19 protein-coding genes are annotated in these 20530 nt (G+C 44.3%); all 19 read left to right on the top strand.

All coding sequences use genetic code 11. The features are described from left to right. Window positions 1-4 precede the first annotated feature (4 nt). The 19 genes from wzxC (at window position 5) to gndA (ending at window position 20526) form a co-directional block, all read left to right on the top strand. Complete coding sequence (gene wzxC, locus C813_RS31280) at window positions 5-1483, top strand: colanic acid undecaprenyl disphosphate flippase WzxC (protein ID WP_017458479.1); 1479 nt, start codon at window positions 5-7, stop codon at window positions 1481-1483. A gap of 32 nt (window positions 1484-1515) precedes the next feature. Beyond that, window positions 1516-2796 (top strand): colanic acid biosynthesis pyruvyl transferase WcaK, encoded by a 1281-nt coding sequence (gene wcaK, locus C813_RS31285; RefSeq protein WP_017458478.1) that lies wholly within the window; start codon window positions 1516-1518, stop codon window positions 2794-2796. Continuing rightward, window positions 2793-4013, top strand: coding sequence for a colanic acid biosynthesis glycosyltransferase WcaL (gene wcaL / locus C813_RS31290; RefSeq protein ID WP_017458477.1), 1221 nt, complete (start codon window positions 2793-2795; stop codon window positions 4011-4013). The genes wcaK and wcaL overlap by 4 nt, the downstream gene beginning before the upstream one ends. Before the next feature lie 10 nt (window positions 4014-4023). Then, on the top strand, window positions 4024-5439 hold the full coding sequence (gene wcaM / locus C813_RS31295; protein ID WP_017458476.1) for a colanic acid biosynthesis protein WcaM: 1416 nt from the start codon (window positions 4024-4026) through the stop codon (window positions 5437-5439). Between the two features lie 177 nt (window positions 5440-5616). Continuing rightward, entirely contained in the window at window positions 5617-6510 is an 894-nt protein-coding gene (gene galF / locus C813_RS31300; protein ID WP_017458475.1) for a GalU regulator GalF, read from the top strand. 407 nt (window positions 6511-6917) lie between these two features. Further along, entirely contained in the window at window positions 6918-8006 is a 1089-nt protein-coding gene (gene rfbB, locus C813_RS31305; RefSeq protein ID WP_017458474.1) for a dTDP-glucose 4,6-dehydratase, read from the top strand. Beyond that, window positions 8003-8902, top strand: coding sequence for a dTDP-4-dehydrorhamnose reductase (gene rfbD / locus C813_RS31310; RefSeq protein WP_017458473.1), 900 nt, complete (start codon window positions 8003-8005; stop codon window positions 8900-8902). Before rfbB ends, rfbD begins: the two co-directional genes overlap by 4 nt. 21 nt (window positions 8903-8923) lie before the next feature. Then, window positions 8924-9802 (top strand): glucose-1-phosphate thymidylyltransferase RfbA, encoded by an 879-nt coding sequence (gene rfbA / locus C813_RS31315; RefSeq protein ID WP_017458472.1) that lies wholly within the window; start codon window positions 8924-8926, stop codon window positions 9800-9802. 4 nt (window positions 9803-9806) lie between these two features. Further along, window positions 9807-10349 carry a dTDP-4-dehydrorhamnose 3,5-epimerase gene (gene rfbC, locus C813_RS31320; RefSeq protein WP_017458471.1) on the top strand — a complete coding sequence of 181 codons (543 nt, stop codon included), beginning with the start codon at window positions 9807-9809 and terminating at the stop codon, window positions 10347-10349. Window positions 10350-10358: 9 nt separating this feature from the next. Beyond that, complete coding sequence (rffA, locus tag C813_RS31325) at window positions 10359-11486, top strand: dTDP-4-amino-4,6-dideoxygalactose transaminase (protein WP_017458470.1); 1128 nt, start codon at window positions 10359-10361, stop codon at window positions 11484-11486. Window positions 11487-11534: 48 nt separating this feature from the next. Next, a complete protein-coding gene (locus C813_RS47635) occupies window positions 11535-11816 on the top strand; it encodes an oligosaccharide flippase family protein (RefSeq protein WP_025263912.1) in 282 nt (93 codons plus the stop codon). Continuing rightward, window positions 11813-13051 carry a lipopolysaccharide biosynthesis protein gene (locus tag C813_RS31335; protein WP_065507213.1) on the top strand — a complete coding sequence of 413 codons (1239 nt, stop codon included), beginning with the start codon at window positions 11813-11815 and terminating at the stop codon, window positions 13049-13051. The genes C813_RS47635 and C813_RS31335 overlap by 4 nt, the downstream gene beginning before the upstream one ends. A 103-nt stretch (window positions 13052-13154) precedes the next feature. Then, a complete protein-coding gene (locus C813_RS31340; protein WP_040016473.1) occupies window positions 13155-14426 on the top strand; it encodes a glycosyltransferase in 1272 nt (423 codons plus the stop codon). Between the two features lie 115 nt (window positions 14427-14541). Beyond that, complete coding sequence (locus C813_RS47130) at window positions 14542-15279, top strand: hypothetical protein (RefSeq protein ID WP_238593048.1); 738 nt, start codon at window positions 14542-14544, stop codon at window positions 15277-15279. 501 nt (window positions 15280-15780) lie between these two features. After that, window positions 15781-16623 carry a glycosyltransferase family protein gene (locus tag C813_RS31350; protein WP_025263554.1) on the top strand — a complete coding sequence of 281 codons (843 nt, stop codon included), beginning with the start codon at window positions 15781-15783 and terminating at the stop codon, window positions 16621-16623. Next, window positions 16623-17642 carry a glycosyltransferase gene (locus tag C813_RS31355; RefSeq protein WP_017458465.1) on the top strand — a complete coding sequence of 340 codons (1020 nt, stop codon included), beginning with the start codon at window positions 16623-16625 and terminating at the stop codon, window positions 17640-17642. Before C813_RS31350 ends, C813_RS31355 begins: the two co-directional genes overlap by 1 nt. Continuing rightward, window positions 17639-18424 carry a glycosyltransferase gene (locus C813_RS31360; protein ID WP_025263555.1) on the top strand — a complete coding sequence of 262 codons (786 nt, stop codon included), beginning with the start codon at window positions 17639-17641 and terminating at the stop codon, window positions 18422-18424. The genes C813_RS31355 and C813_RS31360 overlap by 4 nt, the downstream gene beginning before the upstream one ends. A gap of 163 nt (window positions 18425-18587) precedes the next feature. Continuing rightward, window positions 18588-19001, top strand: a complete 414-nt coding sequence (locus tag C813_RS31365; protein WP_017458463.1) for an acyltransferase — start codon at window positions 18588-18590, stop codon at window positions 18999-19001. Window positions 19002-19119: 118 nt separating this feature from the next. Then, a complete protein-coding gene (gene gndA / locus C813_RS31370) occupies window positions 19120-20526 on the top strand; it encodes an NADP-dependent phosphogluconate dehydrogenase (RefSeq protein ID WP_017458462.1) in 1407 nt (468 codons plus the stop codon). The last annotated feature ends 4 nt before the right edge of the window (window positions 20527-20530 follow it).

The following is a 20530-nucleotide window of genomic DNA, read 5'->3' on the forward strand; positions in this document are numbered from 1 at the left end:
GGTCATGAGCCTGAGAGAAAAAACCATCAGCGGCGCGAAGTGGTCCGCCATGGCGACCCTGACCATTATTGGTCTGGGGCTGGTGCAGATGACCGTGCTGGCGCGCATTATCGATAACCACCAGTTCGGTCTGCTGACCGTCTCGCTGGTGATTATCGCGCTGGCGGATACGCTGTCGGATTTTGGCATCGCTAACTCGATTATTCAGCGTAAAGAGATAAGCCATCTCGAACTGACTACGTTGTACTGGCTCAATGTTGGGCTGGGCATCGTGGTCTGCATTGCCGTTTTCTCCCTGAGCGGGACGATCGCCAATGTGCTGAATAACCCGGATCTGGAACCGCTGATTAAAACGCTGTCGCTGGCCTTCGTGGTGATCCCACACGGCCAGCAATTTCGCGCCTTGATGCAAAAAGAACTGGAGTTCAACAAGATAGGCGCCATCGAAACGCTGTCGGTGCTGGCGGGCTTCAGTTTTACGGTCATCAGCGCGTTCTTCTGGCCGCTGGCGATGACCGCGATCCTCGGTTATCTGGTTAACAGCGCCGTGCGCACGCTGCTGTTTGGCTATTTTGGGCGCAAAATTTACCGCCCTGGGTTGCATTTCTCGCTGGCGTCGGTCAGCTCCAACCTGCGTTTTGGCGCCTGGCTGACAGCAGACAGCATCATCAACTATGTGAATACCAACCTCTCCACGCTGGTGCTGGCGCGTATTCTCGGTGCCAGTGTCGCCGGGGGCTACAACCTGGCGTACAACGTGGCGGTAGTGCCGCCGATGAAGCTCAACCCTATCATCACCCGCGTGCTGTTCCCGGCGTTTGCCAAAATTCAGGACGACACCGAGAAGCTGCGCGTGAACTTCTACAAACTGCTGTCTGTGGTCGGGATCATTAACTTCCCGATCCTGCTGGGGCTGATGGTGGTGTCGAATAACTTTGTGCCGCTGGTGTTTGGCGACAAATGGAACAGCATCATTCCCATCCTGCAATTGCTCTGTATCGTCGGGCTGTTGCGCGCAGTGGGTAACCCGATTGGTTCGCTGCTGATGGCGAAAGCGCGGGTGGATATCAGCTTTAAATTCAATGTTTTTAAAACGTTTCTCTTTATCCCCGCCATTATTGTCGGTGGACATCTGGCGGGTGCGCTCGGCGTGACACTCGGTTTTCTGCTGGTGCAAATCATCAACACGGTGCTGAGCTACTTCGTGATGATTAAACCGGTGCTCGGTTCCAGCTACCGTCAGTACATCCTGAGCCTGTGGCTGCCCTTTTACCTGTCGCTGCCGACCCTGGTGGTGAGCTACGGCCTGGGCCTGGCCCTGAACGGACATCTGCCGCTGGCGGCGATGTTGGCGATTCAGGTCGCGGCGGGCGTGGTGGCGTTCGCCGGGATGCTGATTGTGTCGCGTAATGCGCTGGTGGTGGAGATGAAACGCCAGTTTTGCCGCAACGAGAAACTTAAAACGCTGCTTCGCGCAGGATAAGAAACCTGATTGAACCCCTTTATGAGGTCGTTATGAAATTATTGATCCTTGGCAATCACACATGCGGCAACCGTGGTGACAGCGCTATTTTACGTGGGCTGCTGGATGCGATTGCCCTGATTGAGCCGGATGCAGAGGTGGATGTGATGAGCCGCTATCCGGTGAGCTCATCCTGGTTACTCAACCGCCCGGTGATGGGCGACCCGCTCTATAGCCAGATGAAAGAGCAGAACAACGCCGCCGGGTTAATGGGGCGCGTGAAGAAGGTGCTGCGCCGCCGTTACCAGCACCAGGTGCTGCTCTCCAGGGTGACGGATACCGGAAAGCTGCGCAATATCGCGATCGCGCAAGGGTTTACCGATTTTGTCCGCCGCCTGGCGGACTATGACGCGATTATTCAGGTCGGCGGCTCTTTCTTTGTTGATCTGTACGGCGTGCCGCAGTTTGAGCACGCGCTGTGTACGTTTATGGCGAAAAAACCGATCTACATGATTGGTCACAGCGTGGGACCGTTCCAGAACGAGGCGTTTAACCAACTGGCGAATTATGTTTTTGGCCATTGCGATGCGCTGATCCTGCGTGAAACCGTGAGCCTCAATTTGATGAAGCAAAGCGACATCACCACCAGCAAAGTCGAGCAGGGCGTTGATACCGCCTGGCTGGTGGATCACCATCAGCATGATTTTGTGGCCAGCTATGCGGTGCAGCACTGGCTGGATCTGGCGACGAAAGAGAAAACCGTGGCGATTACGCTGCGTGAACTGGCGCCGTTTGATAAACGACTTAACACCACTCAACAGGCCTATGAACAGGCTTTTGCCGAGGTGGTCAACCGGATTATTGACGCAGGTTATCAGGTTATTGCGCTCTCCACCTGCACCGGTATCGACAGCTATAACAAAGATGACCGCATGGTGGCGCTCAATCTGCGCCAGTATGTCAACGATCCGTCGCGTTACCACGTGGTAATGGATGAACTGAACGATCTGGAGATGGGCAAGATCCTCGGCGCGTGTGAGTTAACGGTGGGTACGCGCCTGCACTCCGCGATTATCTCGATGAACTTTGGTACGCCAGCGATTGCTATCAATTATGAACACAAGTCGGCAGGCATCATGCAGCAACTCGGGATGCCGGAAATGGCGGTCGACATTCGCCATCTGCTGGATGGTTCATTAGCGGCGATGGCGGCCGACACGCTGGGGCAGTTGCCTGCGATTAACCAGCGCCTGGCAACGGCGGTGGCGGCTGAGCGCGAGCACGGCATGAAAATGGTCAAATCTGTGCTCGACCGCGTACAGGGGGTGAAATGAAAGTCAGCTTTTTTTTGCTGAAGTTTCCCTTATCTTCCGAAACCTTTGTGCTCAACCAGATTGTCGCCTTTATCAATATGGGTTTTGAGGTTGAGATTGTCGCCCTGCATAAGGGCGATATGAACAATACACACGCGGCGTATACCGAGTACCGGCTGGCGGAAAAAACACACTGGCTGCTGGCCGAGCCGGAAGGGAAGATGGCAAAACTGAGCTATCGCGGGCAGGCGATAGCGCGGGGTATCTGGAAATCCTCCACCTGGAAAGCGTTGAATATGTCGCGCTATGGTGACGAAGCCCGCAACCTGATCCTGCCAGCCATTTGTGGCCTCGCGCCGCGCACATTCAGCGCCGATGTCTTTATCGCCCACTTTGGCCCGGCAGGCGTTACCGCCGCCAAACTGCGGGAACTTGGCGTTCTTAAAGGCAAAATCGCCACCGTATTCCACGGCATTGATATCTCGCATCGCGACGTGTTGAACCACTATACGCCGGAGTATCAGCAGCTTTTCCAGCGTGGCGATCTGATGCTGCCGATCAGCGATTTATGGGCCGGTAGGCTGAAAAACATGGGCTGCCCGGAGACCAAGATCGCTGTGTCACGCATGGGGGTCGATATGGCCCGCTTTAGTTTGCGCTCGGTTAAAAACCCCGGTAGCCCACTGCAAATTATCTCTGTCGCGCGCCTGACCGAGAAAAAAGGGCTGCATGTTGCGATTGAGGCGTGCCGTCTATTGAAAGAACGCGGTGTGGATTTCAAATATCGCATCCTCGGTATTGGTCCATGGGAACGCCGCTTACGCACCCTTATCGAACAATTCCAGCTGGAAGATGTGATTGAAATGCCGGGCTTTAAACCCAGCCATGAAGTGAAAGCGCTGCTTGATGAAGCCGACGTTTTTTTGCTGCCGTCAGTTACCGGCGCGGATGGGGATATGGAAGGGATCCCGGTTGCGCTGATGGAGGCGATGGCGGTGGGGATCCCGGTAGTATCAACTGTCCACAGCGGCATTCCGGAATTGATCGATGCCGGGCAGTCCGGCTGGCTGGTACCGGAAAATGATGCCGAGGCGCTGGCGCAGCGACTGGCTGCTTTCGGTGACATGGAGTGCCGTGATTTAACACCAGTGGTGACGCGGGCGCGCGAAAAAGTCGAGAACGACTTCAACCAGAAAATCATCAACCAGCAACTTGCCAGTCTGTTGCAGACGCTTTAACAGAGGTTTTATGACCGTGAAGAATACAGCAACTGCGCTCTCGCGACGCACCTTCCTGGCCGCCAGTTCCGCGCTGGCGGCACTTCCTTTGCTACACACTCCAGCCGCCCGCGCGCTGGGGCGTAACGACACGGTCAGTATCAGTGATTACAACCGCAATGACTGGCCCGCGGCGTTTAAACAAGCTTTTGCTGACGGACAAACTGTGGAAGTTCCCGCAGGTGTGGTCTGCGACAATATCAACACCGGTATTTTCATTCCTGCCGGCAAAACGCTGCTGGTGCGCGGCGCACTGAAAGGTAACGGACGCGGGCGCTTTGTGTTGCAGGACGGTAGCCGGGTGGTAGGAGAGAAGGGCGGTAATTTCTATAACATCACGCTGGATGTGCGCGGTTCAGACTGCGTCATTAAGGGCGTAAGTATGAGCGGCTTTGGCCCGGTGATGCAGATTTACATTGGCGGCAAAGATGCGCGCGCGATGCGCAATTTGGTCATCGATAACATCACGGTGAGCAAAGCGAACTATGGCATTTTACGCCAGGGTTTCCACAACGAACTGGACGGCGTGCGGATTACTAATGGCCATTTCAGTGACTTACAAGGTGATGCCATCGAATGGAATGTGGCCATCAATGACCGCAACATCCTCATCTCCGACCATGTGATTGATAATATCAACTGCACCAACGGCAAAATTAACTGGGGCATTGGTATTGGGCTGGCAGGCAGCACCTACGACAATAACTACCCTGAAGATCAAGCGGTTAAAAACTTTGTCGTGGCGAATATTACCGGCAGCAACTGCCGCCAGTTAGTGCATGTGGAAAACGGTAAACACTTTATTATTCGCAACGTTAAAGCGAAAAACATCACCCCGGATTTCAGTAAAAAAGCCGGGATTGATAATGCGACTGTGGCGATTTACGGCTGTGATAATTTCGTCATTGATAATGTTTCAATGGTCAATAGCGCTGGCATGCTGATTGGCTATGGTGTTATCAAAGGCGACTATTTGTCGATCCCGCAGAATTTCAAACTCAACGATATCCAGCAGGACAATAGCAGCAGCAAATATAAACTGCGCGGTATCCAGATATCGTCCGGCAATGCGACGTCGTTTGTGGCTATCACCAACGTGAAAATGCAGAGTGCGACGCTGGAGCTGCACAATAAACCGCAACATCTTTTCCTGCGTAATATCAATGTGACGCAAGAGGCGGCCAACGGCCCGGCACTGAAGCTGAACTTCGATTTACGCAAAGATGTGCGCGGGCGTTTTATGGCGAAACAGGACACCTTGCTGTCGTTGGCGAATATTCACGCAGTCAATGAAAATGGGCAAAGTTCAGTCGATATCGACAGGGTCGATCAGCATGTAGTGAATGCCGATAATTTGAACTTCCGTTTGCCGGCGAAGCGGCTCTAAGCGCGGGAAATGGCCTTTTACGATAAATCCTGGTGATTTAGCGCCAGGGTTAGGATTACATCTACTGCCTTGCAGGGACATTAGGCGTAACATCTTTCACTTTCCTCGCTGCAAACGCACTGGCGAAAACAGGTTAAAGGTTTATAATTCATCCAATTATTATAGGTGGAAGAAATAATGGTTAATTTGAAAGCAGTTATTCCGGTAGCCGGTCTGGGAATGCATATGCTCCCGGCCACGAAAGCGATTCCAAAAGAGATGCTACCGATCGTCGACAAGCCGATGATTCAGTACATCGTCGACGAAGTTGTTGCTGCAGGGATCAAAGAAATCGTTCTGGTGACTCACTCGTCAAAAAACGCGGTGGAAAACCACTTCGACACCTCCTACGAACTTGAAGCGCTGCTTGAACAGCGTGTTAAACGCCAGTTGCTGGCGGAAGTGCAGTCTATTTGTCCGCCAGGCGTGACGATTATGAACGTGCGTCAGGCGCAGCCGCTGGGGTTAGGCCACTCTATCCTCTGTGCGCGTCCGATTGTAGGCGACAACCCGTTTGTCGTTGTACTGCCGGATATCGTGCTGGATACGGCGACCGCCGATCCGCTGCGTTACAACCTCGCGGCGATGGTGGCACGCTTTGCTGAGACCGGCCGCAGCCAGGTGCTGGCAAAACGCATGAAAGGCGATCTCTCTGAATACTCCGTTATCCAGACCAAAGAGCCACTGGATACAGAAGGTAAAGTCAGTCGTATTGTGCAGTTTATTGAAAAACCGGATCAACCGCAGACGCTGGATTCCGACCTGATGGCAGTGGGGCGCTATGTACTTTCTGCCGATATCTGGGCGGAACTGGAAAAAACCGAGCCGGGCGCATGGGGGCGTATTCAGCTGACCGATGCGATTGCAGAGCTTGCAGAAAAACAGTCTGTTGATGCGATGTTGATGACCGGCGACAGCTATGACTGCGGTAAGAAAATGGGGTACATGCAGGCCTTTGTGAACTACGGTCTGCGTAACCTGAAAGAAGGTCAGAAATTCCGCGAAAGTATTAAAAAATTGCTGGCGCAGTAAATAATTAAAGCGGTGTAGTTAAGATATTTACAGCAGGGGCGGTATAGGGTTGCCACAAGGACATTTCATCCTGTGGTTATTCTTACTGCCCTTTTTGTTTTCATTATAAAATCAACGATTAAAAAAGGTAGGCATGGGTAATTATTGCGCTGACGTAAGCAAGATTTTTCCTTGTTTCCGTGCCTGTTTCGGCGGAGAATAGCCGCTTAGCATTTTGTGCCAAGTGGCGAATTCAAATAAGGGTAGCGCAGTCGTTAACATTGTAAATTGCTGACAAAAGCACACAGTGCACAGGTAGCTGAAGAGCCTGGGGCGGTAGCGTGTCTAAAATATGTTCTAGTAAGTTAATAACCTACTCTTAACTACCCTTAAATTAAAACATAGCAAAACAAAAGCGGAAGAAACTCGTGAAAATACTGGTCACAGGTGGTGCAGGTTTTATTGGGTCTGCAGTCGTTCGTCATATCATTAATAACACTGCTGATTTCGTGGTTAATGTGGATAAATTAACCTATGCCGGGAATTTGGAATCACTGGCGGAAATCAATAACGACCCGCGTTATGTTTTTGAACGTGCGGACATTTGTGATAGTGATGCAATGGCGCGGATTTTTGCTGAGCATCAACCTGATGCGGTCATGCACCTCGCTGCGGAAAGCCATGTCGATCGCTCGATTACTGGCCCTGCCGCGTTTATTGAGACCAATATTGTTGGCACCTATGTGTTGCTTGAAGCTGCACGCCAATATTGGGCTCAGTTGGATGAAGCGCGCAAAGCGGCCTTCCGTTTCCATCATATCTCCACTGACGAAGTATATGGTGATTTGCCTCACCCGGATGAAGTGACCGCCGGTGAATCATTGCCTCTGTTCACTGAGCAAACTGCTTACGCACCGAGTAGCCCTTACTCAGCCTCTAAAGCCTCCAGCGATCATTTGGTCCGCGCGTGGCGCAGAACCTATGGTTTCCCGACAATTGTTACCAATTGCTCCAATAATTACGGACCGTTCCATTTCCCGGAAAAACTGATCCCGCTGGTTATCCTGAATGCGTTGGCGGGCAAAGCGCTGCCAGTGTATGGCAAAGGAGATCAAATTCGCGATTGGTTGTATGTTGAAGATCACGCGCGCGCGCTTTATACCGTGGTCACGCAAGGTGTTGTGGGTGAGACTTATAATATCGGCGGCCATAACGAAAAACAGAACCTCGATGTTGTCCACATGATTTGTGACTTGCTGGATGAGATCGTACCGAAGGCAACCTCATATCGTGAGCAGATCACTTACGTAACTGACCGTCCGGGGCACGATCGCCGTTATGCAATCGATGCCGATAAAATCAGTAAAGAACTGGGCTGGAAACCGGTTGAAACTTTCGAAAGCGGCATCCGTAAAACGGTTGAGTGGTATTTGTCCAACAGCACATGGGTAGAGAACGTGCAAAGCGGCGCCTATCAGTCGTGGATTGAACAAAATTACGGGAAGCGCAGTGAATGAATATTCTGTTATTTGGAAAAACGGGACAAGTAGGCTGGGAACTCCAGCGTTCGCTGGCTCCCTTGGGCAATCTGATTGCGCTGGATGTTAACTCGACAGAGTATTGCGGTAACTTCAGTAATCCTGAGGGTGTTGCCGAAACTGTGCGCCGCATAAAGCCTGACGTAATTGTTAACGCCGCTGCGCATACCGCAGTTGATAAAGCTGAGTCCGAGCCGGAATTTGCATTTTTGCTGAACGCGAAAAGCGTTGAAGCCATTGCACAAGAAGCAGCAAAAATTGACGCATGGGTGGTTCACTACTCGACCGATTATGTTTTCCCTGGCGATGGCGAAAAGCCGTGGGTAGAAACTGATAGCACTGCCCCGCTAAATGTTTATGGTCAGACAAAACTCGATGGCGAAAATGCATTGCGCGAAAACTGCCCGAAGCATCTTATTTTTCGCACCAGCTGGGTTTACGCCGGGAAAGGCAACAATTTCGCGAAGACCATGCTGAAGCTAGCGAAAACGCGCCAGGAACTCTCGGTGATAAACGATCAATTTGGCGCCCCGACTGGTGCTGAATTACTTGCAGATTGCACGGCTCATGCAATCCGCATCGCACTGGCACAACCTCAAGTGGCTGGTTTATATCACCTGGTCGCAGGCGGTGAAACCTGCTGGCATGACTACGCGGCGCTGGTTTTTGCTGAGGCCAGAGAAGCGGGAGTTGAACTCGCTTTGAATAAATTAAATCCGGTAGCGACAGAAAGTTTCCCAACGCCGGCTCAGCGACCGCATAACTCTCGACTGAGTACCGAAAAGTTTCAGCGCACTTTTGGTCTGGTTCTCCCGAATTGGGAATGCGGTGTCAAACGTATGCTAGCAGAACTGTTTGCAACAACTACCATTTAACTCATTGTTTGAGACAGTAAAATGAAAACACGGAAAGGTATTATTCTGGCGGGTGGTTCAGGTACGCGTCTTTATCCTGTAACCATGGTAGTAAGCAAACAATTACTGCCGATTTATGATAAGCCGATGATCTATTACCCACTGTCGACACTCATGCTGGCAGGAATTCGCGACATTTTGATCATCAGTACGCCGCAAGATACACCGCGTTTCCAGCAGTTACTTGGCGACGGAAGCCAGTGGGGGCTCAATCTCCAATATAAAGTACAGCCGAGCCCGGATGGTTTGGCTCAGGCTTTCATTATTGGTGAAGAGTTTATTGGCAATGATGATTGCGCGCTCGTGCTGGGCGACAATATTTTTTATGGTCATGATTTGCCTAAATTGTTGGATGGTGCTGTCAATCGGGAAAACGGTGCTACGGTTTTTGCTTATCACGTCAACGATCCAGAACGTTACGGTGTTGTTGAATTTGATAAAAAAGGCAAAGCGATCAGTCTGGAAGAGAAGCCGGCCGAACCGAAGAGCAACTATGCCGTGACGGGCCTCTATTTCTATGACAACGATGTTATTGCAATGGCGAAAAGCCTGAAACCTTCTGCTCGTGGTGAGCTCGAAATCACTGACATCAACCGCATTTATCTGGAGCAGGGGCGTTTATCCGTAGCGATGATGGGGCGCGGCTATGCATGGCTCGATACCGGTACTCACCAAAGCCTGATTGAGGCGAGCAACTTTATCGCGACGATAGAAGAACGTCAGGGATTGAAAGTGTCCTGCCCTGAAGAGATCGCGTTTCGTAAAGGGTTTATAAATGCTGAACAGGTAAAAAAGGTTGCAGCACCGCTTTGTAAAAACGCATATGGTCAATATCTGATGAAGATGATCAAAGGTTATTAAAAGAATGAATGTTATAAAAACGGAAATCCCGGATGTCCTGATTCTTGAACCCAAAGTTTTTGCTGACGACCGTGGTTTTTTCTATGAAAGCTACAACCAGGCGGCATTGGAAGAGAGTATTGGCAGTCAGTTAACATTTGTCCAGGATAATCATTCCCGGTCGAAACAAGGTGTTCTCCGTGGCTTACACTACCAGGCTGCACCTTATGCACAAGGGAAACTAGTACGCTGCGTCGTTGGTGAAGTCTATGATGTTGCGGTAGATATTCGCCGTGGTTCCACCACATTCGGCCATTGGGTTGGGGTTAATTTATCCGCAGATAACAAACGGCAGCTATGGATACCAGAAGGCTTGGCACATGGTTTTCTGGTTCTCAGTGAGAGCGCAGAGTTTTTATATAAAACCACTGATTATTATACTCCTGCAGCAGAACGCAGTATCGCGTGGAATGACCCGACATTAGCCATACAATGGCCGTTGTCGATAGATAAGCTGATTCTTTCAGCTAAAGATATGCAAGCGAGTAGTTTTACAGATCTGCAATAAGGAAAAAAAATGATTCCGTTCAATAAACCCTATTTACAGGGGAATGAACTGCTTTATATTTCTCAGGCTGTCAGCGGTGGTAAAATTTCCGGAGACGGTATATTTACAAAAAAATGTCATGAATTTTTTGAGAAAAAATACGGTTTCAAAAAAGTACTATTAACGACCTCATGTACCGATGCACTGGAAATGGCTGCAATTTTGCTGGATATACAGCCTGATGATGAAGTGATTGCACCATCTTACACCTTTGTATCCACCGTCAATGCCTTCTCACTACGTGGCGCAAAACTCGTATTTGTAGATAGCTATAAAGATAATCCGAATGTAGATCCCATAGCTATCCGAAATAGCATTACATCTAAAACGAAAGCAATAGTTGTAGTTCATTATGCTGGCGTTGCATGCGATATGGATGAAATTATGTCTATATCGAGAGAGTATGGTATACCTGTAGTAGAAGATGCTGCTCAAGCAATTGATTCATATTATAAAGATAAACCGTTAGGTAGCATCGGTACGTTTGGTACATTTTCCTTCCATGAAACCAAGAATATTATTTCCGGTGAAGGTGGAATGTTAGTAATCAGCGATGAAAAATATATTCAACGAGCAGAAATTATTCGTGAGAAGGGTACCAATCGTGCTTCTTTTTTCAGAGGTGAAGTGAACAAATATGGTTGGGTAGACATTGGCTCATCTTTCTTACCATCAGACATTATTGCTGCGTATTTATATGCGCAGCTTGAAAATATTGACTCGATTCAGGCTAAAAGGAAGTCTCTGTGGGAGCGTTATTATGAAGGATTAAGTACTCTCGCAGCGAAAGGTTATATTGATCTACCAACTATTCCTGATTTTGCTACAAATAATGCGCATATGTTTTATATCGTATGCGAAAATTTAGACGTACGTACCAGGTTGATTGAACACCTTAAGCAAAATGGTATTCACTCTGTATTCCATTATCTTTCACTGAATAAGAGTGAGTTCTATCTTAAAGATAATGAAGATATCACTTTAGAAAATAGTGATAAGTTCACAAATAATTTATTAAGATTACCCATGTACTTTGAGTTAGAGTTAGAGCAGGTTTCTAATATTATAGAAAAAATAAGTAATTTCTTTGGTGAATAATGAGTTCTCTCTGTGCTTAAATGTGCACAGAGAGTTTAAGATGACTATATGTTAAAAAAAATATTCGTATTATATTCTGCGCAAATTTATAAGGCCATAATGCCTTTGATATTTGTGCCTGTGATTTTAAGGATATTAGGCAGCGAGAATTACGGTCTGGTCGCTTTTTTTTCAATGTTAATTAGTCTGGTTGGCTTATTAGATGCAGGTATCGGTAGTACTTTTATCAAGCTTGTTTCAACAAATAGATTTAATGAACTAAAATTCAAACAAGTTTTGGCAATTTTTTCAAAGGTATGCGTGTTTTTTCTGTTTGTTTCACTCTCGTGATAGCTGCTTTTTACTTTCAAGCAAATTATATTGCAGAGAAATGGCTCAATACGACCATTGAATATGATACTGTCATTGCTTGTATGAAACTGATTGGGATGATTTTGGGAGGAATGTACCTAAAGTCATTCTTATCCAGTTTTATTAATGGAATGGAGCGACAGGAACTTAATGCAATATGGGGTGTATTTTACACAAGTTTCTTTTACATAGGGTCATATTTTGCATTGAAGTATGTGTCGAATAATTTGGTGACATTTTTTCAGACAATACTTTTAGTCACTTTATTCGATTTGCTAATTACTATTCTAATCATGCTTTATCTTAGTATTAAAAATATTAAGTACCTCGAAAAAAATACCAAAAGTGGCTATGAATATGAGAATGACGAGAAGCTATCTTTTTTAAATATTATAAAATTTTCATTACAACTATCAGGCTTATCCACTATATGGGTGATTGCCTCGCAGATAGATAAAATTGTATTGTCAAAGTATGTACAATTAAGTGATTATGCCCATTATCAAATTGCAGCACAACTCGCTGCAACGATCACAATATTTACGATACCATTAACGCAGTACTTGTTACCAAGATTGAGTGTCCTTTTTCATGATGGCAGGTTCGATGACTTCATAAATATTTTTTCCAAGTCATTGTTAGCATATGTTATTATTGTTTCCCCAATTATTCCATTCTTCTTTATTTTTGGTGATCAGCTAATTACCCTTTGGGTCGGTAGTGCTGAACTCGCTGTACATATTAATATTTATGCACAATGGCTTGTGGGAGGGGCATTTTTTGTCGGGTTAATTAATTTTGTTTTCATTTGCTTGTATGCGCAAGATAAACTTAAGCAGCATTTTTATGCGTATGCGACTTACTCTGCGGTCGCGATTCCATTATCAGTGCTTGTTGCAAAATTCTATGGGGCTTCGTATAGCGCTCTCTTTGTTTTTTCACACTCACTTCTTTTCTGGATTGCCTGGGGCGGCTTCTATTTTTTCAGGAATATACCTGGTTTGATTATACCATTTATTATAATCATAGTAGCAACACTCGGTATATCTCTTATCGTTTTTAATGGATGGTATCAGTTAATGTCATTATTAATGCTTCCGCTAATATATGTGATAGTCGCACCAGTTATTAATCTATTAATATCGATGGTTATATTTTATAGTTTCAGAATGAAATTTAAAAAAACATTAAGAAGAATAAAATTTCAATCGTGAAAATTATCTGTCTGTCTGTCTGTCTGTCTGTCTGTCTGTCTGTCTGTCTGTCTGTCTGAATAGGTTATGATTAAGCTAAATAGCAAGTATAAGGGATGTTAAATTGAATATATTGCATTTATCAACTGGCGATGATCGTGGCGCTTTTTTTGGTGCATACCGAACTCACATAAATTTGCAGCGGTTTGGACATCATTCGGTGATGTATGTCGCTGAAAAAACATCGCAAGATAAAAATGTGTATTCGGCATCATCGAAGCGAATCTTTGCCTTTAAGATAGTGTATAAAATAATACGTCGCTTACTAGTTAGGGCAAAGACTGACAAAGATCGGGCTTATCTTCTATATGGAACAACGTTAAGTGTGCCAGATATCATTCAGACAGTTAAATTTAAACCTGACTTGATAATGGTCTATTACGTCTCAGGATTTCTTTCCGAGAATGATATCCAAAAGATCCAGAAGCATTACAAAGCACCGGTTGCGTTTTATATGATGGATGCTGGTATGCTGACAGGTGGTTGCCATTATCCTTGGGAATGTACTGGTTTTCAAAAAAAATGTTCGGTCTGTCCGGCATTAAATTTTCCTGGTGTTAATATACTGGCTAAGAAAAAACTGGAAGAACGTAGATCACTTTTTGCTGATATGGATTGCTTATTCCTTTCAGCAAGTAGTTGGCTCGATGATAAATATTCCAAAAGCGTTATACGCGCCAGATTAGGGTGTGAGAAAGTACTTATCGGAATTGACGAAGAAATATTTAAATTGCGGGAAAGATCCTTAGCAGAGAAAAAACTCGACGTTAAGCTCCCGGATGACAAAATTATTCTATTTGTTGGCGCTCAGTCTTTAAATGTGCCAAGAAAAGGTTATAAATTTTTACTCGACGCATTAAATATTTTAGAAAATAATAATCATGAAGTCTACGAGAAAATTTCTATTCTAACTGTCGGCGGTGAAATCGACAATTCTCTTGATAAAATTAGCCATACTAAACTAAAGTTCATTAAAGATAAAAATACTTACCCTTACTTATACAATCTTGCGGATGCATTTATTTGTACTTCCATTGAAGACGCTGGCCCAATGATGATTAATGAGTCAATTATGTCTGGTCTGCCTGTCATTTCTTTTCGAATGGGGGTTGCGGAAGACTTAATAATTGATGGCAAGACGGGGCAGCTTGCAGATGAATTTACATCTTTAGCATTGGCTAAATCCATATCTGACTTTGTCCTTAAAGGTCTCGATGGAATAAATAAAATGAAACTTGAATGCCGCGAGTTTGCTCTTAATACGACATCTGCGCAGGTACAAGTCACCGGGATTGCTTCAATTATTGATGGAGTAAGGCGGAAGCTCACTGATTAAATACAATTTTAGGAATCGCTAAGTCTCAATCGTTCAGATTTACGGTAACCATAAATTCTAAAAACTTAACTTCTAGTACTCAACTATGCTAACTGGTAATCTGCTAAAAAAAACAATGTTAAATTTGATTGTAACTTTCAGCCTCTTTTCTGGGAGTTATATTTTGGGTGGGATTAAGGTTTATCCACCAGCATTGTTTGCAATTATAGGTTTTTTATTATGTTTTTCTAACTATAGAATACCCAAAAACCTTGTTACGCAATTCATATTCATTGGTGTCCTTTTAGCTTTATGTTGTTTATCTTTTTTTATTAGCCAAAACTCAGATTTTCTTTTTTTAATATTTAGGTATATTACAAAAGCATGTTTGATTCCTTTGGGATGTTGTTTGTTTATAAGACATTTAGTGCTCAGGTTAGCGGCTGACGAACCATATTTAAGACAGAAGTTGTTGCGCTCAGCGATTGTTTTTGCACTATGTTTTCAATTTCTTTTTACGATTGCTCAACTCACCCTGCCGACGTTTCGTAGTGAATTTAACTCGATTATAGATCTTACAAGTGAATGGAAACACCTTTCTGAAGAAGGGCACTTTAGAGCCACCGGGCTTGGTGGATTATCGATATACGATACATCAATATGCTATGGGTTATTATTTTTTATTTTTTATGAGTGGTGTTTTTCTCTAAAATATAAAGATAATATTAGATTCGTTACTGTTTCTTTAGTTATTATTGCTCTGTCATTAATTGCTGGTCGCAGCGGCTTCATTCTCGTTTTTATTGTTTTTTATTTTATTATTTATACTCTCCAAGGAAACGTATCTATACAATTTTTTTCTGCGTCAGCATAGTTACAAGTATCATTTTCATTATTGCAATACTTGGTGAGGAGAAGTTCGATTTCTTCTTAAGGTTTGTATTTGAACCGATCTACAATTTTATTGACACTGGCTCACTTAGAACAGAATCAACGAACGAACTGTTGGATAATTACTTGTTTATTCCATGGGATGTCCCTGTTTTCACCGGTTTTGGTTTTTGGGCGCAACCTGATATAAGCACACAATTTCATTTTTTATATAAAACAGATTCAGGGATTTTGCTTAATTACATTGCTTTTGGTATCTGGGGACTTATTTTTACCTTGGCTTATACTGGGAATTTTATTTATAATTATATTATATACCTTCACTTGAAGTCTGGTTTGATTAAAATGGGACTAATTATCACTTTTGTCTTATTGATATTCAGTTTTGTCTTGAAAGGTCCCATATTTTTCTCTGAGAGAGTAATGATGGCATTTTACCTTTGGATAATTTTCAATACCTTCACTGAGAACCGAAATAGCTAAGATGAAATTTTCATTACTTGTTATCATTTATAACGAAAGAATATTGGAAACGCCGACATTTTTGTCATTAAAAATGTCTTTGTCAAGATTACACGCTTCGCGACATCAATATAATCTAATTTTTTGGGATAATAGTCCAACAGAACACCAACAGAGCGATATCGGTGAGGTAACTAGCATTTTTTCTGCTCTCAATGTTACGACCGAATATCATCATACTCCGCAGAATCTTCCTTTATCTCAAATATATAATAGTGTGTTGGATAAAGTCGAAGAGAGTGACGATTTTCTTATTCTTTTTGATCAGGATTCCACATTTGATGTTGGTTACTTTAATGAGCTTGAGAGCAGTACAGAATTAAAAAGACAACCTGAAATAATATTGCCTATTATTTACTATAAAAATACTGTTATTAGTCCGACAAAAATATTTTTTATCAAAGGATCATATTTCGATCACGAGCCAATAGGCTATATTTCCAGCGAAATCTCGGCGATTAATAGTGGAATGATCATATCACTTGCGTTTATTCGGCGTTCTGGTTTTAGATATAACCCGAAATTGCGTAACTACTGTACAGATGATGCAATTATGAAGTATGCCCGAGACTTTTCTGCTGTCATTTATGTTATGGATTATTCATTTACACATGATTTAACGTTATCTACTTTGAATTGCAACTCAGAGAAATTACGTACGCGATATAACGAAATGGTTCAATCTAAAAAAATCGTTTTTGGAAAAAATATAGGCGTGCGAGTATTTTTACATGTTTATTATTTTGCTCACCGTGCGTATATGTGTATTAAATATAAAGATTTGCGCTATATGAAGGTAAAATAATGGAACCCGTTTATATTTCGATTCCCCGGTTTGCGCTTTCCGGTGGGAACCTGGTTACTCTGTCTTTGGCAAAATATCTGTCCAGTCAGGGTATAGATGTGTATTGTTGCTCAGGTTTTAAAATTAAAAGACCCAACGATGTTACTTTATTGAAACCGCAAAGAGGAAAATTAAACTCATTTTTGAATTTGGTTTCTTTTTTATTCTTATCAATTCATGCTCTTATTGTTAAAAATTATGTTGCGAGTCATCACTTGACTTGCATTTTAAATTTTATCAAAAAATCTCGCTTTGCTTTAGTACAAGACATCGAATGTGATTTTTACCCTCAGAAGTTACGGTGGATTGGTAAGAGACTGTGGAGTAATTATCTTTCATCAGAAAACTTAATATTTACTAATCCTCATTTGGCATATAAGATTGGCATTAAATCTAATGTACAAGGTTTTTCTTATATACCTATTGAATTGCCTACTACTTTTGCCAGTAATCAACTACGAAATCATGACGTGGTTGCCGTGATTCGTGATGGTGAATATAAAGCACCACAAAAAACACTGGATGTATTGATTGAGCTTGCTAAGCGTGGTTGGAATGTGATCGCTATTAATGGAACACGCCATGATTACCAGTATCCTTTTATTATCAATAATTTGGATCGTGATGAATTTATAAAAATACTATCGAATGCAAAATTATTTCTTTGTCTGTCAAAATGGGAAGGTTTAGGATTGCCTAATCTGGAAGCATATGTTTGTGGCTGTGACATTGTTTCAACACCAATACCTTCTGGATGTTTACTTTCTGATCTTGATTTTGAAAGTGTTGAGATCGTCGATAGTGACTGTTCTGCTAAGTTAGTGAGTGATATTATCAGCACTAGACTGTCGACTAATGGAAATTTACGAAAAAATAACGATGATGCAGAGTTTTTATTACAGCGTAAGGACTCTTTTTTGGAAATAAATAATACTTGGTTGTGTTATGCCAAAGATATGATTCAAGGGTTCGCAAAGTGAAAGTTTTTATTTCTATCGTTTCACATAATCATTTTTCTGTAATTAGAAAGTTATCCTCACTTCCCCGACTCGCTGAATATTACAATGTGGTTATTATTGATAATGTCAATGAGTATGGACTTTCTGAATGGTGCAAAAAACATAATATTAAATATCTTTCGAATCAGGAAGCGAAAGGTTTCGGTGAAAATAATAATATTATCTTCGAATTTTGCCAAAAACACGAAGGATTGCAAGAGGATGATTGGTTCCTGGTTTTAAATCCGGATGTTGCGATTGAACCCTCTGTAATCGCGAATCTCATTCAAGATATGAATAAAAATAACCAAAAGATCGCAGCGATTAATTTATTTAAGGACTTTGAACGTACCAGGTACGATAATTCTATTCGAAGTTATCCACGCGCTGTCGATTTCGCTAGTTCATATATTTTTGGTGTAAATAAGACAATTATTGATAAATCTAAAATCGACAAACCGACGATAGTGGATTGGGCTTCTGGATCATTCCTGATGTTTAACTGCAATTTGTATCGCCAACTCGGTGGATTTGATACTCGTTATTTTATGTATTGTGAAGATATTGACATTTGTTATCGAGCTAACCAGATTCATGGTGAAAAAGTCGTCTATTACCCCCAGCATCAAGCTATTCATCTTGCCGCGCATTCTAACAGAAAGTTATTTTCTAAAAGTTTTATTTGGCATGTGAAAAGTATAATTAGATTCTTATGTTACAAAAATGGCCTTGAGAACGGTTCGAGAAAAAATATTTTGTCATAAAATCTTGAGGTATGTGATGGCTAACGAACGATTGTTGATGATTTTTCTTCGTGTCTTTTACCTTCCATATAATAGAATGCGAAATTGCTATTATTCCATTGCGTTGGGGACTAAAAAGCTACGCGTAGGACGATCTATTTCCCTTCGCGGGACCCGGAATATAATGTTAGGCAGCAATGTAAGTTTGGGTAATCAAACCTGGATAGATGCCATAGGCTCCGGAACAATCACCATCGGTAATGATGTTGCATTTAGTCAAAACGTTCATATAGCCGCTGCATCACAAATAATTATAGGTGATGGATGCCTTATCGGAAGTGATGTTTTAATAACTGACCATGATCATTCATTCGATATTGATATGCTGTCTGTTTATCCCAAAAATAGGCCGCTTAAGGTCAAAGGAGATACTACATTGGGCCGGAATGTGTGGTTAGGCGATAATGTGAAAATATTATCCGGGGTAACGCTTGGGGATAATATAGTGGTTGCAGCGAACTCGGTTGTTACAAAATCTTTCCCGGAAAATGTTGTCTTAGCTGGTAATCCTGCGGTTGTCGTGAAACATCTAAAATAGTGCAATCCTTGCTATACACCCTTTAAGATGTACAAACATCAGCAAACTTGAGTTAACATCTTTAGCACATTTCAAGCCGCGCATATGCCGCGGTGACCACACCTGACAGGAGTATGTAATGTCCAAGCAACAAATCGGCGTTGTTGGTATGGCGGTAATGGGGCGCAACCTGGCGCTCAACATTGAGAGCCGCGGCTACACCGTTTCAGTTTTCAACCGCTCCCGTGAAAAAACCGAAGAAGTCATTGCCGAAAACCCGGGCAAAAAGCTGGTTCCTTACTACACCGTACAAGAATTTGTCGAATCCCTGGAAACCCCGCGCCGCATCCTGTTGATGGTGAAAGCGGGGGCAGGCACCGATGCTGCTATCGACTCCCTCAAGCCATATCTCGATAAGGGCGACATCATTATTGATGGCGGCAATACTTTCTTCCAGGACACCATTCGCCGTAATCGTGAACTTTCTGAAGAAGGTTTCAACTTCATCGGCACCGGCGTTTCCGGTGGTGAAGAAGGCGCGCTGAAAGGTCCATCAATCATGCCTGGTGGTCAGAAAGAAGCCTACGATCTGGTTGCTCCGATCCTGACCAAAATTGCTGCAGTTGCAGAAGATGGCGAACCTTGCGTGACGTATATTGGTCCGGACGGTGCGGGTCACTATGTCAAAATGGTTCACAACGGCATCGAATATGGCGATATGCAGCTGATCGCTGAAGCGTACGCGTTGTTGAAAGGCGGTCTGAATCTCTCTAACGAAGAGCTGGCGAAAACCTTCAGTGAGTGGAACGCTGGCGAGCTGAGCAGCTATCTCATCGACATCACCAAAGATATCTTCACCAAGAAAGATGAAGAAGGTAAATACCTGGTTGATGTGATCCTCGACGAAGCAGCGAATAAAGGCACCGGTAAATGGACCAGCCAGAGCTCGCTGGACCTCGGCGAGCCGCTGTCACTGATTACCGAATCCGTGTTTGCGCGCTATATCTCTTCCCTGAAAGAGCAGCGTGTTGCCGCATCTAAAGTGCTGTCTGGCCCGCAGGCGAAAACAGCAGGGGACAAAGCTGAATTTATCGAGAAAGTACGCCGTGCGCTGTACCTCGGTAAAATTGTTTCCTATGCGCAGGGCTTCTCCCAGTTGCGTGCTGCTTCTGACGAGCACCACTGGAATCTGAATTACGGCGAAATCGCGAAGATCTTCCGCGCTGGCTGTATCATTCGTGCGCAGTTCCTGCAGAAAATCACCGACGCCTATGCCGAGACCCCGGCTATCGCAAACCTGCTGCTGGCACCGTACTTCAAGAAAATCGCGGATGACTATCAGCAGGCGCTGCGCGACGTAGTGGCCTATGCCGTGCAGAATGGTATTCCGGTACCGACCTTCTCTGCAGCGGTGGCGTACTATGACAGCTACCGTTCTGCGGTGCTGCCAGCGAACCTGATCCAGGCTCAGCGTGATTATTTCGGCGCGCACACGTATAAGCGCACCGATAAAGACGGCGTGTTCCATACCGAGTGGCTGGATTAATCTG

Origin of the sequence: Kosakonia sacchari SP1 (assembly GCF_000300455.3) — a bacterium.
Classification (GTDB): Bacteria; Pseudomonadota; Gammaproteobacteria; order Enterobacterales; family Enterobacteriaceae; genus Kosakonia; species Kosakonia sacchari.